Origin of the sequence: Nocardia sp. NPDC006630, from assembly GCF_040611495.1 — a bacterium.
Classification (GTDB): Bacteria; Actinomycetota; Actinomycetes; order Mycobacteriales; family Mycobacteriaceae; genus Nocardia.
In genome coordinates this window covers 40,435-54,619 of record NZ_JBEXOK010000019.1, presented here as the reverse complement: position 1 = coordinate 54,619, position 14,185 = coordinate 40,435, and the positions used below count along the sequence as shown (strand labels likewise).

General features: G+C 66.1%; 13 protein-coding genes. 7 read left to right on the top strand and 6 right to left on the bottom strand.

Annotation, left to right across the window (positions count from 1 at the left end):
- Nucleotides 1-198: 198 nt before the first annotated feature.
- Genes ABZX86_RS38120 through ABZX86_RS38110 form a run of 3 tightly spaced genes read left to right on the top strand, consistent with a single transcriptional unit; the run spans nt 199 to nt 2,828 of the window.
- Nucleotides 199-1,671, top strand: coding sequence for an APC family permease (locus tag ABZX86_RS38120; RefSeq protein WP_355130989.1), 1,473 nt, complete (start codon nt 199-201; stop codon nt 1,669-1,671).
- Nucleotides 1,672-1,677: 6 nt separating this feature from the next.
- Nucleotides 1,678-2,406: an IclR family transcriptional regulator C-terminal domain-containing protein gene (locus tag ABZX86_RS38115; RefSeq protein WP_355130987.1), complete on the top strand. Its 729-nt coding sequence runs from the start codon at nt 1,678-1,680 to the stop codon at nt 2,404-2,406.
- Nucleotides 2,407-2,435: 29 nt separating this feature from the next.
- On the top strand, nt 2,436-2,828 hold the full coding sequence (locus ABZX86_RS38110; RefSeq protein WP_355130985.1) for an ankyrin repeat domain-containing protein: 393 nt from the start codon (nt 2,436-2,438) through the stop codon (nt 2,826-2,828).
- On the opposite strand, the gene ABZX86_RS38105 is transcribed toward ABZX86_RS38110, so the two are convergent.
- Nucleotides 2,802-3,674: an alpha/beta hydrolase gene (locus tag ABZX86_RS38105; RefSeq protein ID WP_355130983.1), complete on the bottom strand. Its 873-nt coding sequence runs from the start codon at nt 3,672-3,674 to the stop codon at nt 2,802-2,804. The genes ABZX86_RS38110 and ABZX86_RS38105 overlap by 27 nt on opposite strands.
- 53 nt (nt 3,675-3,727) lie before the next feature.
- Between ABZX86_RS38105 and ABZX86_RS38100 the strand changes: the two genes are divergently transcribed.
- Entirely contained in the window at nt 3,728-4,327 is a 600-nt protein-coding gene (locus ABZX86_RS38100) for a TetR/AcrR family transcriptional regulator (protein ID WP_355130981.1), read from the top strand.
- A 63-nt stretch (nt 4,328-4,390) separates the two neighbouring features.
- Here ABZX86_RS38100 and ABZX86_RS38095 read toward each other — a convergent pair whose 3' ends face one another.
- Nucleotides 4,391-5,290, bottom strand: a complete 900-nt coding sequence (locus ABZX86_RS38095; RefSeq protein ID WP_355130979.1) for a DMT family transporter — start codon at nt 5,288-5,290, stop codon at nt 4,391-4,393.
- A gap of 391 nt (nt 5,291-5,681) precedes the next feature.
- Here ABZX86_RS38095 and ABZX86_RS38090 point away from each other — a divergent pair, with 391 nt between their 5' ends.
- A complete protein-coding gene (locus tag ABZX86_RS38090; RefSeq protein ID WP_355130977.1) occupies nt 5,682-5,918 on the top strand; it encodes a hypothetical protein in 237 nt (78 codons plus the stop codon).
- Between the two features lie 139 nt (nt 5,919-6,057).
- Here ABZX86_RS38090 and ABZX86_RS38085 read toward each other — a convergent pair whose 3' ends face one another.
- The gene (locus ABZX86_RS38085) at nt 6,058-7,185 is read right to left on the bottom strand and encodes an SLC13 family permease (RefSeq protein ID WP_355130975.1); all 1,128 of its coding nucleotides are present in this window, start codon (nt 7,183-7,185) and stop codon (nt 6,058-6,060) included.
- A 511-nt stretch (nt 7,186-7,696) separates the two neighbouring features.
- On the bottom strand, nt 7,697-9,724 hold the full coding sequence (gene asnB, locus ABZX86_RS38080; protein WP_355130973.1) for an asparagine synthase (glutamine-hydrolyzing): 2,028 nt from the start codon (nt 9,722-9,724) through the stop codon (nt 7,697-7,699).
- A 452-nt stretch (nt 9,725-10,176) separates the two neighbouring features.
- On the opposite strand from asnB, the gene ABZX86_RS38075 reads away from it, so the two are divergent.
- Nucleotides 10,177-11,169: a cytochrome c oxidase subunit II gene (locus ABZX86_RS38075; RefSeq protein WP_355131085.1), complete on the top strand. Its 993-nt coding sequence runs from the start codon at nt 10,177-10,179 to the stop codon at nt 11,167-11,169.
- Between the two features lie 13 nt (nt 11,170-11,182).
- On the top strand, nt 11,183-11,599 hold the full coding sequence (locus ABZX86_RS38070) for a cytochrome c oxidase subunit 4 (protein ID WP_355130971.1): 417 nt from the start codon (nt 11,183-11,185) through the stop codon (nt 11,597-11,599).
- A gap of 176 nt (nt 11,600-11,775) precedes the next feature.
- Here the strand turns inward: ABZX86_RS38070 and ABZX86_RS38065 are convergent, their stop codons facing one another.
- Nucleotides 11,776-12,579, bottom strand: a complete 804-nt coding sequence (locus tag ABZX86_RS38065; RefSeq protein ID WP_355130969.1) for an SDR family NAD(P)-dependent oxidoreductase — start codon at nt 12,577-12,579, stop codon at nt 11,776-11,778.
- 163 nt (nt 12,580-12,742) lie between these two features.
- Entirely contained in the window at nt 12,743-14,002 is a 1,260-nt protein-coding gene (locus tag ABZX86_RS38060; protein ID WP_355130967.1) for an FAD-dependent oxidoreductase, read from the bottom strand.
- Nucleotides 14,003-14,185 lie beyond the last annotated feature (183 nt).

The window sequence follows — 14,185 nt, the reverse complement described above, 5'->3', positions numbered from 1 at the left end:
CGTGCTGTGTGCAGCCCGATGTGCCGGAACGCTAGTTGTGCTCTGTTACCGGTTGATTCGTGTAGCGGTGACCGGAAGTGAGAGAAATGGCGGCGGAATTTTCTCGGGCCGCGATAAGCGGGCGTTACCGGAATTAACCTGCTCGACATACGAATCGAGCACGCTGTGCCTCCACCGCATATCAGGAGAAAGGGTTCTGTGAGGCAATTGCGCACGCCGAGCCCGCCGCTGGTGGTGCGGCGCTCATCCATCCGCGGCTTGGTGCGCCGGAAACTTCCGTTCCTGCCGGTGTTCGCACAATCGGTCGCGGCCATCGCGCCCTCCGGAACCGCCGCTGTCACACCGCCGTTCGTGATCAGTGCGGTCGGTGGCGGCGCGAGCGTGCTCGTCTTCCTGGCCGCGGCGGTGCTGGCCGTGTGCGTCGCACTCGTCATCCGGCCGATGGCGCAGCGGCTCGCGGTGACCGGCGGGCTCTACACCTATGTCGCGAAGGGGCTCGGGCCGAGCGTCGCGATTCCGGTGGGCTGGTCCGCGATCGTCGGCTACGGCGCGGTGAGCGTATCGAGCCTGTTCGCGGTCGGCACCTACCTCGATCAGGTCGCCGGTGCGGCGGGGATGGCGGGCTCGGGCAGCACCTTCGCCATCGTGCTCATCGTGGTGCTCGCGGCGACGATCGCGCTGCTCCTGATGGCGCGCGGCATTCGGATCTCCGCCGGGACCACCCTGCTCATCGAATGTGTTTCGGTCGCCGGGATCTTGGCCCTGATGGTCTATCTGATGACCCGGGACAATCAGACGCCGCGGATCCCGCATGATTTTGTCGCACCCGTCGATCCCGGCACGCTGGCCATCAGCGCCGTCCTGGCCATCAGCGCGTTTGTCGGATTCGAAAGTGCCACAACGCTTTCCTCCGAGTCATATCGGCCGTTCCGTTCGGTGCCCAGAACACTGGTCTGGACGCCGGTCGCCGCGGGTGTGATCTATCTGGTGGCGGTGTGCGGCCAGTCGGTCGCACTGTCCGACGGGTCGGTGACGGTGTCGGAGAGCATGACTCCCGTGACCGACCTGCTGCTGCGGGACAATTCGGCCTTTTTGGCGGGGGTGGTCGACCTCGGTATTGCCGCCTCGTTCTTCGCCTGCACACTCGCTTCGATGAACGCCCTGGTGCGAGTGCTGTTCACCATGGGGCGCGAAGGCATTGCGCCCGCGGTGGTCGGGCGTGCGCACCCGCGGTTTCATACGCCCGCCCATGCGATCGTGCTCAGCATGCTCGTGGTGACCTCGTGTGCGGTGGTGGCGCTGCTGGCGGGAATGGCGCCGCAGGACGGCATTCGATCGTTCCTGACCCTGAGCGCCCTGGGTTATCTGGGCAGTTATCTGCCCGCCTGTCTCGCCGGTCCCGCACTGCTGCACCGGATTCGGGAATCGAGCCGGGTGATCACGGTGCTCGGCACGGTCACCGCTGTCCTGCTCGCACTGCTGGTGGTCGCGGCGTGCTTCTCGAATCAGAGCTACAACACCGAATTGCTGCTCAGCTATGCGGCGGTCATGGTCGCCTCTCTGGTGTTCACCCTGGGGCTACGGATCTTCGCGCCGGAGCGGCTGCGCGGGGTCGGTATCTACGACGAACCGCAGCGTGCCGATCTGCTGCAGACCGAGACGTTCCGGTAGCGGCGCATGAAGGACTCACGGCGCGCGAATACCGTCACCAGTTCACTGGCCATTATCGAGGTCGTCGCGGACTGCGGGGTGGGGGTGACCGCCAAGGAGATCGCGGACCGGCTCGGCATGGCGCCCGCGACGGCCTACCGGCTGATCAATGCGCTGGTCGCCGACGAATTTCTGGTGCGCACCGCGGATCTGCGCGGTTTCGGGCTCGGCGTGCGGCTGCGCGGGCTGGCCGAGGCCATGAAGACCTCGGTGGTCACCGGTGCGGCGCGGCAGTGCCTGACCGAGTTCCGCGATTCGACGCGTTTCGCCGTGCATCTGATGAACTTCCGGCCCGATACCGTGCAGGTGATCAGCGAGGATCCCGATCATCCCGTGCTGGGCGAACGCGAACTCGTGCGGTATCTGCACGCCTCGGCGGCCGGAAAGCTGTTGCTCGCCAGCCGAACCCAGTGGCGGGCCATGGTTCCCGAACCGGTGCGCGTCACCAGTCATACGCATATCGACCACGGGGTGCTGGCGGAAGAGATCCGCATGGTCCGGGAAGCTGGATTCGCCCAGGCGGTCAATGAACTCGTCGCGGGACTCGCCTGTCTCGCCTATCCCATCTACAACGAGACGGGCACCGTCGAGGGTGCGCTGTGCATCTCCGGGCCGAGCAGCCGGGTCGGGGCGCTGCTCGGTCATGACGATCAGGCGCGCAGCTGTGCCAAGGAGTTGGGACCACTGCTCTACTGAGTTCGCCCGAACCTGGTAGTAGTGGAGCCGTGAGTACTGACGACGAGGACAAAGTTCTCGAATTGGCCGGGCAGATCTTCGAACTCGCACGTGCGGGGGATGCCGAGAAGCTGGGCGCGTATATCGACGCCGGGGTTCCGGTGAACCTGACCAATGCGCGTGGCGACAATCTGCTCATGCTCGCCGCGTACTACGGGCACGAGGCGGCCGTGGTCACTCTGCTGGCGCACGGTGCGGACCCCAATATCACCAATGCCGCCGGTCAGACGCCGCTGTCCGGTGCGGTGTTCAAGGGTGAGCCGGGGATTCTGCGCGCGCTCGTGGCGGCGGGCGCCGATCCGGATGCCGGAGACCCCTCGGCCCGCGAAACGGCCGCCATGTTCGAGCAGACCGAGCTACTGGCTCAGTTCATCAAGCCCTGAGGGCGTCTCGATCGGCTTTCCGGTGAGGAAGGCCGATATGGCTGCCGCCACCGCCTCGGGCTGGTCGAGCATCGACAGCACGTACGCGTCGTCGATCTCCAGCAGCCGGCCGTGCGGAAGGAGTTCGGCCAGGCGGCGGCCGTGGTCGCGGGGCATGACCTTGCCCGCCGAGGACCACAGGATCAGCGCCTCGCCCGAGAAGTTCCGCAGCGCTTCGGTATTCGCGATGAGCTCGGGCTTGGTGAAGTGTGATCTGGCGTATGCCAGTAGATCTCGGCGGATTCGCTTATCGCGCAGGCCTGATTCGGTCCAGCCGTCGACCAGTTCGCCCGGGATCGGGCGGCGGGCCATCCAGCCGAACATGAGTGGCGAGCTGCGCAGCCACGAGATACGGAACTGTTTGAGCGCCAACAGGACTCCGCCGGGCAGATGGGCGGCTACGGTGGCCGTCTTGCCGGGCAGGCCGGGTGGGAAGTTGCCGAACGCCTCGCAGGGCAGCACGATCAACCTGCCGACCCGCTCGTCGAGGCCGTAGGCGGTGAGGAACAGTCCACCGCCCCAATCCGAGTGCACCAGCGTCACCTCGCGCAGATCCAGGGCCGTGAGGAAATCGGCGATGAGCTGATTCATGCCGCGCATACTCAGGTCCGCGCCGTCGTGCAGCGGTATCGGATGTGCGCCGAACGGCAGGTCCGGCAGCACGTACCGGAATCCCTCCGGCAGCAGCTCGAGCACCTGATCCCACAGCGTGTGATTCATCAGCAGCCCGTGCAGCAGCACCACCGGCGGGCCCTCGCCGCGCTCCACATAGTGCATCTGACCTGCGGGGAGATCGACTGTCGCCATATTCCCACTCCATTCGAGCGTTTGCTCTAGTGCGTTTGCTCTAGTCTGGAACCATGGCCGAGAAGATGTCAACCACCACCCGCCAGCGCTTGGTCACCGCGGTCGCGGAACTCATGCGCGGGCACGGGTACAGCGCCATCACCGTCAAACAGATCACCGTCGCTGCCGATGCGCCGATGGGATCGCTGTATCACCACTTCCCGCAGGGCAAACCGCAGATCGCCGCCGAGGCCCTGCGCACCTCGGGTGCGGCGTACATCCAGCTGCTGCCGATGCTCATGGATCCGTACGACGACCTCCGTGAAGCTGTCCCCGCGGCCTTCGAGGCCGCTGCCGAAACCATCGAGCAATCCGGCTGGATCAATATGTGCCCCGTCGGGACCGTTGCCGGCGAAATCGCCGACAGTGAACCGGAATTGCGCGCTGTCGCCGCCGAGGTCATCACCTCCTGGATCGACCAGGGCTCCGATTACCTTGTCCGCCGCGGTCTTTCACCCGCTGATGCCCGCGACATGATTCTGGCCGTGCTCACCGCATTGGAGGGCGCTTTCATCCTGAGCCGCACCCTCCGCTCCACCGACCCGCTGCGCTCCGCCGGTCGGGCCATGTCCGCCCGCCTCGACCAACTCCTTGCTGCCGCGCGCACCGCCTGACTTACTTGGTGCCGCGCGCGCCGCTGACCTACGCTTGCCCCCGCGCGCACCGTCTGGCATTGCTCACGCCAAATACAGCGTTCCGATGCCCGCTACCACCGCGAGCGTGGCGACGATGCGGGCCGAGCCGAATCGTTCGCCGAAGATCAGCGTTCCGATCAGCGCGCCGACGATAATGCTCGATTCCCGCAGCGCCGCAATATCTGCCAGTGCGCCGCGGGTCTGCGCCCAGAGGATCAGGCCGTAGGCGAGAAAGCTCAGGACGCCGCCGGTCAGGCCGATCTTCCAGACGGGGCGGATTTCCGACCACAGGCGGCCGCGACGGGTGGCCACCGCGTAGAACGGGACGGCCAGGCCCTCCAGGAGCATCAGCCAGCCGATATAGCCGAAGGTGCTGGAGGATTCGCGGACGCCGATGCCGTCGACGGTCGTGTACGCGGCGATCATGGTGCCGGTCACGACGGCCGCGGTAATGGCCGACGGGCGGCTGGGATTGGTGCGATGGCCCCAGAACACCAAGCAGGCCAAGCCGATCGAGATGAGCAGGATGCCGGCGAGCTGGCCGTTGCGCGGGGTTTCGCTGAAGATCACGGCCGCGATCAGGGTGACCACCAGCGGTGAGGTGCCACGCGCCAGCGGATAGGTCTGACTCAGATCGCCCAGGCGGTAGGACATCATCAGCATCGCGTTGTAGACGATGTGCAGTGCGGTCGAGGCGCCCAGGAATACCCAGCAGCGCGGGTCCGGGGGAGCGGCCATGAGTACCAGGGGAATTGCGCACAGGGCGCCGCCCGCGTTCACGAGTGTGATCGACACCAGCTTGTCCGGGACCCAGTGCGCGATCGCGTTCCAGACCGCGTGCGCACATGCCGCCACCAGGGTCACGATCAGTACCGTGGGCGGTATCCGATGCGAATCACCCAGCGCCACAACGGATTGCGAAGAAGCGAACAGAACATCCATCAGGCAGCACTCTCTGTCATCGGCCCGTCATGCGGGCAGGTGAGGGGGAGTACTCCAGGCTTTTGTCCCTTCATATGACGACGGAACTCCGGTGAGCCCCATCGTGGCGTCGCTCGGACCAGTCCTCGCAGGCCTGATTGTGGGTACTGACTGACGGCCTGCTCGCGGAACCCTAGACGCGTTCACGTTCCAGGCGACCCTAACATCACCCGACGACGACCGATCATGTGCCGCGGAGCCGACCGTGGTGGGCCCCTTGGGCTGCCCGGCTGAATTTCCCGGCATTGGGGATATCGGTTGTGCCTCCTAATTGCGAACAGCTCTGTACATTGATCGAGGCTCAATAGGGCGTATAGGCGTCCGCCGCTGTACCGAAAGTAGATCTCTCATCGTGACTCGAACCATCCGCACCACCCTCATCGGGATCGCCGTCGCCGCTGCCGTTTCCGCGGGCTCGCCCCTCGCCTTCGCCGCGCCGGCTGCCGTGCCGGTCGCCGCACCTTCGGACGCCGACAGCGGCAGTAGCACCGGCAGCACCGGCATCAACCTCCTGGTCTCGCTGCTCCGGCAGCTCCAGCCCGGTTGCTTCACAGGGTCGGCGGCGACGATGCCCCCGGCCGGATGCTGATCATCGGCAGATAGCTCCACGCCGCCGTCGCACGGGCGTTCCCGCATGTAGTCGTATCAGCCACATGCCGAATCCCGTGCGACGCTGCGGTTCACCGCACGCCGCGGGCGGCTGCGTACCGGCTGCGGGCGCTACCCGGCTAGCGGCCGGGAAGGGCGAACCACGTGCCCAGCAGGACTATCGGCATGCCGATGATGCCGATGGTGGCGAAAGTTCTTGCGCTGATGGGCACTCCGCGGGCGCGGCAGCGCTGGGCCCAGAGCAGGGTGGCCATGGAGCCCCACACGGTGACGAGGGGGCCGATATTGGTGCCCAGCAGGACCGGGTAGATGCCGTTCGGGTTGCCCTGGGGGACAGCGGTTTCCATCGCCAGGTAGGCGGGGAGATTGTTGATGAGGTTCGATGCGGCGGCAGCCACCGCGGTGGTGCGGGCGCCGGAGCCGCCGGACCAGCGGACCAGCAGGTCGCCGAGGCCGTGGTGGACCAAGGCGGTGACGGTGAGGAACAGGCCCTCGGTGGTGAGGATCAGGCGCCAGGGGAGCAGGGTCCAGCTCAGGTGCTTGCGGCCGCGCAGGGCGAAGATCGCCAGTGTCGCGGCAGCGGCTGCCGTCGCGGCCAGCCACGGGGGTACGCCGGCCATGATGGCGACGGCGAAACCGCCGCAGGCGAGAGCGCAGGCGATGCAGGTCAGGCGATCGGCCGGGGCTACCGGTTCGGGGGCCGCATAGCTGCCGGTGAGGTGGCGGCGGAACACGATGCCGAGGTAGACGACGGTCAGGGTGACCGCCACCAATTGCGGGATCACCATGTGTGCGGCGAACGCCCGCGTGGAGGTGTTGGCGTGCTGCAGGGCCAGCAGGTTCGTGAGATTCGAAACCGGCAGCAGCAGACTGGCGGTATTGGCCAGCCATACGACCAGAAACGCGAAGGGCAGCGGCGCCAGCCCGAGCCGGCGCGTCAGCGCAAGCACCACCGGGGTGAGCAGCACGGCGGTCGTGTCCAGACTCATGCAGATGGTCGTGACCGTGGCCAGCACCGCCGTCAACCCGAACAGCAGCAGCGTGGAACCGCGCGCCAACCGCGCACACCAAACCGCCGCGATATCGAAAACCCCTGCGATATCCGCCAGTTCGGCCAGCACCGTGACCGCGACCAGGAACCCCAGAATCGGCGCGGCCCGGGTGACGCCGATGTCATACGCGACCTCCGACGGCAGCCACCCGGTGACAACGGCGAGCGCGCCCAGCCCGGCCAAGATCACCCACATAGTCGTCCGCCTGCGAAGTCAGCGCCGCCGGCCAGGAATTCGCGCACCATGATCACGCTACGTCGCGCATTGATCGCAGTGCTGAGGCGGCTGGGCAGAACGCGCCGGAATGTCGTTCGTGGCTGCGAGTCGCTGCGTGTCCGGTCATGACTTGCGATCGAACGGATGACACTCGCCACGAGAAGACGGGCGGCTGCATGGCCGCGTGCTGATGGCGCTGATCGTGCCTGCGGTCGTGAGGGCGGTGTCGTTTCGCGATGACGCTCGCCCCGCGATGGCGGGCGGCTGCATGGCCGTGTGCTGATGGCGCTGATCGTGCCTGCGGTCGTGAGGGCGGTGTCGTTTCGCGATGACGCTCGCCCCGCGATGACGGGCGGCTGCATGGCCGCGTGCTGATGGCGCTGATCGTGCGTGCGGTTGTGAAGGCGATGTCGTTCTCGCGATGATCTCCCCGCGACATGGCGGTGGCCGCGCACCCGGGAAGGTGTGCGGCCACCGCATGCTGCGTCGTTCAGAGGTTGACCGGGTAGACCGGCTCCTGGATATCGGGCTTGATGCGGTGTTCGACGAAGATGCCGTGCCAGACCATGAAGATCAGCAGGGTCCACAGGCGGCGGGAGTGGTCGATCGGGCCCGCGCGGTGCGCCTCCAGCATTTTCATGACGGCGGCCTTGTCGAGCAGGTGATCTGTGCCCGATTCGGTGATCTGCTCGCGGGCCCAGTCGAAGAGTTCGGGGCCGCGCAGCCAATGCCGCAGGGGGACGGGGAAACCCAGCTTCGCGCGGTTCAGGACGTGCGGCGGGACAATGCCGTCCAGGGCCTGGCGCAACGCGTACTTGGTGGTGTCCTTGGTGATCTTCTGCTCGAACGGGATCTTCTCGGCAACCTTGAAGACCTCGTTATCGAGGAAGGGGACACGCAGTTCCAGCGAGTTGGCCATGGTCATCTTGTCGGCCTTGACCAGGATGTCGCCGCGCAGCCAGGTGAACAGGTCCAGATGCTGCATGCGGGCCACCGGATCCATACCGCGATCCTGCACGCCGTAGATGGGACCGGTGACGTCCTGATGCGTCCATTCGGGCCGGAAATCGCGCAGCACCGAACGCAATTGGGCGTCATTGAAGCTGCGGGCATTGCCGTAGTAGCGGTCCTCGAGCGTCAGCGAGCCGCGGTGCAGCAGGCTCTTACCGCGGGTGCCCTCCGGAATGCGATCCGAGAGCTTGCCCGCGAGCTTGCGCACACCCTTGGGCAGGTACTCGAACGGCTTGAGCGACAACGGTTCCCGGTAGATGGTGTAGCCGCCGAACAGCTCATCCGCGCCCTCGCCCGACAGCACCACCTTGACGTGCTTGCGCGCTTCCTTGGCCACGAAGTACAGCGGAACCAGCGCCGGATCGGCCACGGGTTCGTCCAGGTACCAGACGATTTCGGGAATCGCGCCCGCGAAGTCCTCAGGGCTGACCATGCGAATGAAATGCTTCGCGCCGATGGCCTCCGCGGTCTCGGCGGCGACATCGGCCTCCGAATACCCCTGGCGTTCGAAGGCGGAGGTGAAGGTCAGCAGGTTCGGGTTGTGCCGAATGGCAAGCGCCGCAATGGCAGTGGAGTCGATGCCGCCGGACAGGAACGAGCCGACGGTCACATCGGCGCGCATATGCTTGGCGACCGAATCCTCCAGCGCCTCGGCGATTTCCCGATAGCGATTGGCTGCGGTATTGGGACGCTGCGTGGCCGGTCGCGGATTGGTGGTCGGCGTATGCGCCGTCACCTCACCGTCCTTGGCGAAGGGCACCACGCGGAACTTCGGATCGAAGTAGCGCGTGAAGCTCGGCGCCACACCGGGGCGAATCCAGGCGTAGCAACCGGATTCGAGCCGCCGGATGTTCTTGTGCAGCGTCTCCGGCTCCGGTACGTACTGCAGCACGGTGTAGTGCTCGAGCGCGCGCGGGTCCAGCTCATCGGAGAGTTCCAGTGCCGGAAGCAGTTCCAGCAGGCTCTTCTTCTCGCTGGCGAAGGCCGTGCCCCCCGGCCCGGTGGCCAGGAACAGCGGCTTGATGCCGAACGGGTCACGGGCGATGAACAGCCGGTCCTGCTCGGTATCCCAGATGGCGAAGGCGAACATGCCGCGCAGCCGCTTACAGGCCTCGGCGCCCCAGTAGTGGAACGCGGCCGCGATGGCCTCGGAGTCGCCCTCGGTCAGGAACATCGGCTCCTCGCCGAACTCCGCGCCGTGCTCGGCCTTCAGCTCTTCCCGCAATTCGAGATAGTTGTAGATCTCGCCGTTGAAGGTGAGCGCGTAGCGCTGCCGGTTCTCCGGCGGGCCCCAGCGCAGCGGCTGATGCGAATGCTCGATATCGATGATCGAGAGGCGGTTGAAGCCGAAGATCATGCGATCGTCGTTCCAGGTGCCCTTCTCATCGGGTCCGCGGTGCCTTTGGCAGTGCAGCGCTTCATAAACCTGCGCCGCCGTGGTCTCGACCGTCCGCCCATCCGGGGTGGTCGCCGTCTGAGCCGTCAGAAATCCGAGCAGTCCACACACTGCGGGCAGAACCTCGTTTCCGGAGTCAAGGTCGGTCGTCCCGGGACCCATACATCGTCAGGTCGCGCGGGACGCGAAACGTACTGTCCGAGTATGCCGCACGCGTGCCGATCACGCCGCCAGAGGCTGTATCCACGGCTTATGAGGTTTCCGGAGTGTCGAAGCGGACCCCACCACAATGCGGTGCCCCGTTTGGTCTACGCTGCGTAGTACTCGGGAACTCCCGGGGCCGGTCGTGCGTTGCGCGGGGTCGGTCCCAGAGCTCCCAAACGTGCTGTAGTTGTGTCGCCCGGCGGAAGGGAGCCCGGGCGATGCCAGTCGAATAGACGACCAGGAAGGCGTTGAGCGTGGCGCACAAGGCGAGCGAAGCGATAGGGGCACGACCCGCCCAGGGTCGACGGGGCCGCATCCTTCGACGGGCCGGGCTGGCGGTGTCCTTGGGCATCACCGCGATGCTCTGCTCCGGCTGCTCGATCGACAACCCGTGGCTGCGATTCGGTTGGCCCTCGGGCGTCACGCCGCAGGCCACCCGAATGCGTGAGCTGTGGACGTGGTCGGTCATCGCCGCACTGGTGATGGGCGTGCTGGTCTGGGGTCTGACCTTCTGGACGATCGCATTCCACCGTAAGAAGGCGGACTCCCCGGAGTTCCCGCGGCAGACCGGTTACAACGTGCCGCTCGAGTTGAGCTACACGGCCGCTCCGTTCGTGATCATCGCGGTGCTGTTCTACTTCACCGTGGTGGTGCAGAACTACGTGGCCGAGCGGGTTCCGGATCCGGATGTCACCGTCGATGTGACGGCCTTCCAGTGGAACTGGAAGTTCGGTTACCAGAAGGTCGACTTCAAGGGCCCGGGCGGTTACCAGCTCGACGGTGTGGATCACGCCCGTCAGGATGTGAACCAGCAGATCCAGGACGAGTACAAGGAGCGGACGGCCGACGGCCACCCGCAGCCCGGACCGAACAACGGTCTGCCGGCCAATGACATCTCGTACCTGAACTACGACACGGTCGAGACCGTCGGCACGTCGAACGAGATTCCGATCCTGGTGCTCCCCACCGGTAAGAACATCGAGTTCCAGCTGGCCGCCGCGGACGTCATCCACTCCTTCTGGGTGCCGGAGTTCCTGTTCAAGCGCGACGTCATGCCGAACCCGAAGCAGAACCACTCGGACAACATCTTCCAGATCACCAAGATCGAGAAGACCGGCGCGTTCGTCGGCCGTTGCGCCGAGATGTGCGGAACGTTCCACTCGATGATGAACTTCGAGGTTCGCGCGGTCACGCCGGAGAACTTCACGAAGTACATGGATGCGCGCAAGGCAGGCGAGACGAATGCCGCGGCGCTGCAGAGTATCGGCGAGGCACCGTTGGCAGTCACCACCCAGCCGTTCAATACCAAGCGCGATGCGCGTGGCAATGAACTTGCCTCCGAAGTCAAGTGAGGGATGAACTGATATGAAGGTCGAAGCTCGCATCTTCGAACTGCTCGCGGTCTTCTTCGCGATCGTGGGCGTCGTATACGGCTACTTCACCAGCCAGTCGCGTACCGGCGTCGAATGGGCCGGTACCACCGCCATCGTGCTGACGGCCGGTCTGGCGATCATCGTCGGTACCTATTTCCGCTTCGTCGCCCGTCGACTGGACCTGCGTCCGGAAGACTTCGAAGAGGCGGAGATCGCGGACGGCGCCGGCGACCTGGGCTTCTTCTCGCCCGGTTCGTTCTGGCCCATCCTGCTGGCCGCCTCGGGTTCCGTTGCCGCCCTCGGCTTCGCGTTCTTCCAGTACTGGCTGATCGCGGTCGGCGTGCTCTGCATCTTGTTCTCGGCCGGCGGGCTGGTGTTCGAGTACCACATCGGACCTGAGAAGCACTGAGTCACTCGTACTGAGATTCGTGAAGCGCCCCACCGGATTCCGGTGGGGCGCTTTGCTGTGTGCGGGCGGCTGTGGATCCCGGCCGAAAAGCACGCCGGGATGACGGGTGCTGTATCCGAAAGGCGGGGTGGCCGTTGCCGGGCACCCCGCCTCCCCTCATCGGATGGAGCTGGTCCTCAGATGCCGAGCGCGTATTTCAGGCGGCTGGTGCGCGGGGCCATGCCGGCGAGGCCGAGCAGGGCGCGGGGGAAGCGGGGCTGAATCTGGTTGGGGCGGGTCCGAATTGCCGTCTCGATCCAACCGGCCGCCTGCGCGGGGTTCAGGATCGGCTGCTGGGTGTAGTAGGTCGGTGCGGCGGAGTCCATGCGGAAGGCCGGATAGTGCACCGCGGTGACATGGATACCGCGCGGGGCCAATTCGGCGTCGGCGCATTGACCGAAGGTGGTCCACGCAGCCTGAGAACTGGCGTAGGCCCCGAAATTCGGTGCGGCGCCGGTGGTCGGACTCCAGGGGCCGACATTCACCACATGGCCCGAGCCGCCTGCCAGCATGGCGGGCAGTAGACCGAGGGTGAGCCGCAGCGGTCCGAAATAGTTGACGGCCATCGTGCGCTGGTAATCGCGGAAGCGGTCCAGGGATTCCAGGACGGGACGGCGCGAGGGACGGGCGGCATTGTTGACAAGAACATCGATGCTGTCGAATTCGGTGAGCAGCCATTCGACGAGCTGATCGACATCGCCGAGGGCGGAGATATCGCAGCGGTTCCAGTGGGCGCGCCCGCCGGATTCGATGATGGCAGCGCAGTCTTCGACGAGTTGGCTCCCGCGGCGCGCGACGAGGAGGACCTCTGCGCCGTGGGAGGCGAGTAATCGGGCGGTGGCCCGGCCGATATCGGAGCACGCATCGGTGATGACAATGCGTTTACCCGCAATGGTATTCACGGCGGGACGGGGGCGGCGGGCAGCACGGAATTCGACCATGGGACAGGCAACCTTCAGTCACGTGGAGATCCGCGCCGACCCTCGTGGGGTGACACGGACTACTGAGCTGAACCATGTACCGGTGCCCCGCCGACAGTACCGATACCGTCCGCACCGCCGAACCGGCTGCTAACCGGTTGCTGGCGGTGCGGCGGAACACATTCTAATCGGTCGGGTCATAACGCCGGGCGCGTTCGGCGAGGCAGATCTCGTCGATCGAGGAAACGATGTCCCGCAACAGTTCCGAGGGCAGCGCGGCCGGGCGCAGGCGGCAGGTGAAGGTAATGAAGCCGTGGTCCTCGTCATCGAGTTCGTGCAGGTAGGTGGACCGCACACCATAGGTGAGGGCCGAGATGACGGTGAAGCAGCCGGTGCTCTCGCGATGGCCGGAGAACAGATCGTGCAGGCGGTGGAAGACCCGCGGATAGGTGGACATGGGCGCGAAAACCGAGATGCGGTAGGCCGCTCCGCGTTCCGAGGAACTGATGACGGTATCGGCCAGGTACTCCGCATCGCGCAGTGTCAGCACCTTCGGAGCGAACATGAGCGCACCGGCGGCGGCATTGCGGACCGGCATACCGGCGCGGCCGCCGGCCGAGGCGGCAATGGCGCCCAAGGACTTCCGGGCGCGGGCGCCGACCTCACGCCGCGCCCGCAGCGACAGATTGGGGGCGGTGGGGTGCAGGGAGGACCACTGGCCGAAGCGGACGGTGCCGAGCTGCACGGAGCCGGTGCCGACCGGGCGGGAGACCTTCAGCGGTGCGGTGTCCACCCAGCGGCCCACCTGCAGCATGGCGCCGCCGGGGGACTGAATCTCCTTGTAGGACTGCTCGACGAAGGTGTCGAAGTCCAGGAAGCGATGCGCGTCGGTGGTGAGCCAGGTGCGGTCCTTGTCCACATCGGTCACCTCGAGCGTGAGCGCGGTGATGATGCCGGTGCGGCCGCCGCCGCCCAGAATTCGGCGGAAGCGCTCGGTGTGATGGTTGCGGCCGCAGGTGCCGAAACGTCCGTCCTGATCGACGTATTCGAGTTCCACCACATTGTCGCTGAACATGCCGAAGCGGTGCGAGGCGGCGCTGAGCCCGCCGACCGCCGCGAATCCGCCCGCGGTGATATCCCGATGATCGCCGACGATGGGCAGCCCCAGGCCGTGTGCGCCGAGGGTGCGGTCGATATCGGACAGCCGCGCCCCCGCCTGCACCCGCACGGTGCGGGCGTCCGCGTCGACGACCTGAACGCGGTTCATCCTGCGCATGGACAGCACGCTGCCCTGCTCCGGGAGGGAGAGTTCCTCGTCCGGGCGCTCTCCGCCGCGGATGATCAGCGGTTTCGTTGCCGTGCGCGAATCCCGCACGGTGCGAACCACATCCGCGGTATCGCGGGGGAGGAATTCTGCCGGCGGGGTGGAGAGGGACGTGCTCATGGCGCTACAGCTAACCATAGTCGCGCCGGTTGTGCTCGCAGTTGGACCGCCGTCCCGGTGAGCGGGGGTGAGACACGGTGTGAACAGCATGTTTCCGGTTACATCGGCTCGGTTCGCTGTGAATTCGCGGGGGTTGGCCGCAGGGCCGGAAGCGGCCCGAACTGTCGGTGGATATACGTATAG

Excerpts from the sequence above, each read along its gene's own strand:
- ABZX86_RS38115 (WP_355130987.1), top strand. The coding sequence starts at position 1,678 with ATGAAGGACTCACGGCGCGCGAATACCGTCACCAGTTCACTGGCCATT.
- ABZX86_RS38105 (WP_355130983.1), bottom strand. The coding sequence starts at position 3,674 with ATGGCGACAGTCGATCTCCCCGCAGGTCAGATGCACTATGTGGAGCGC.
- ABZX86_RS38100 (WP_355130981.1), top strand. The coding sequence starts at position 3,728 with ATGGCCGAGAAGATGTCAACCACCACCCGCCAGCGCTTGGTCACCGCG.
- ABZX86_RS38095 (WP_355130979.1), bottom strand. The coding sequence starts at position 5,290 with ATGGATGTTCTGTTCGCTTCTTCGCAATCCGTTGTGGCGCTGGGTGAT.
- ABZX86_RS38085 (WP_355130975.1), bottom strand. The coding sequence starts at position 7,185 with ATGTGGGTGATCTTGGCCGGGCTGGGCGCGCTCGCCGTTGTCACCGGG.
- ABZX86_RS38075 (WP_355131085.1), top strand. The coding sequence starts at position 10,177 with ATGCTCTGCTCCGGCTGCTCGATCGACAACCCGTGGCTGCGATTCGGT.
- ABZX86_RS38070 (WP_355130971.1), top strand. The coding sequence starts at position 11,183 with ATGAAGGTCGAAGCTCGCATCTTCGAACTGCTCGCGGTCTTCTTCGCG.
- ABZX86_RS38065 (WP_355130969.1), bottom strand. The coding sequence starts at position 12,579 with ATGGTCGAATTCCGTGCTGCCCGCCGCCCCCGTCCCGCCGTGAATACC.
- ABZX86_RS38060 (WP_355130967.1), bottom strand. The coding sequence starts at position 14,002 with ATGAGCACGTCCCTCTCCACCCCGCCGGCAGAATTCCTCCCCCGCGAT.